Source organism: Streptomyces huiliensis (assembly GCF_020037025.1).
Taxonomy (GTDB): Bacteria; Actinomycetota; Actinomycetes; order Streptomycetales; family Streptomycetaceae; genus Streptomyces; species Streptomyces huiliensis.
The window spans coordinates 1-734 of sequence record NZ_JAIQLH010000107.1 but is presented as its reverse complement, the minus strand read 5'-3'; the positions used below and the strand labels follow the sequence as shown (position 1 = coordinate 734).

General features: G+C 77.5%; 2 protein-coding genes. One reads left to right on the top strand and one right to left on the bottom strand.

All coding sequences use genetic code 11. From position 1 onward, the window contains the following. On the top strand, positions 1-518 hold a 518-nt coding region (locus JNW98_RS19870), incomplete at its 5' end, for a 4'-phosphopantetheinyl transferase family protein (RefSeq protein ID WP_223769604.1). Positions 519-643: 125 nt separating this feature from the next. On the opposite strand, the gene JNW98_RS19865 is transcribed toward JNW98_RS19870, so the two are convergent. Beyond that, on the bottom strand, positions 644-734 hold a 91-nt coding region (locus JNW98_RS19865; protein WP_223769605.1), incomplete at its 5' end, for a chaplin.

The window sequence follows — 734 nt, the reverse complement described above, 5'->3', positions numbered from 1 at the left end:
GGCGGGGCGCGCCGCGCTGGCCGGCCGGCGTGGTCGGCAGCATGACGCACTGCCTGGGCTTCCGGGGCGCCGCCGTGGCGCGCGCCGCCGACGCCGCGTCGCTCGGCGTGGACGCCGAGCCGAACGGGCCGCTCCCGGACGGCGTCCTCGACATGGTGTCGCGCCCCGCCGAGCGGCTGTGGCTGGCGGACCTGGCGGCCGAGCACCCCGAAGTGCACTGGGACCGGCTGCTGTTCAGCGCGAAGGAGAGCGTGTTCAAGGCCTGGTACCCGCTGACCGGCCTGGAGCTGGACTTCGACGAGGCGGAGCTGACCGTCGACCCGATCGCCGGGACGTTCGCGGCCCGGCTGCTGGTCCCGGGCCCTGTCGTCGGCGGCCGTCGGCTGGACGGCTTCGAGGGGCGCTGGGCGGCGGGCGAGGGCCTCGTCGTCACGGCCATCGCCGTCCCCGCGCCCGCCGGGGCCGGGACGGAACCGGCGGACGGCACCGCGGCGGAGGACCGGACCGCCGTCTCCTGACACGGGCGTGGCGCCCGCCGACCGGGTCGGGGGGCGCCACGGGCGGGCGCCGGCCCGCGGGGCCCTCCGCCGTGCGGAGCGGAGGCCCGGCGCGGTCGCGCCCGGTGTCGTCGGGGTGCGGTGCGTCAGTCGTTGACGCAGACGTTGCCGCTGGTCGGGTTGAGCAGCCCGACGATGTTGATGGTGTTGCCGCAGAGGTTGATGGGCACGTGGATC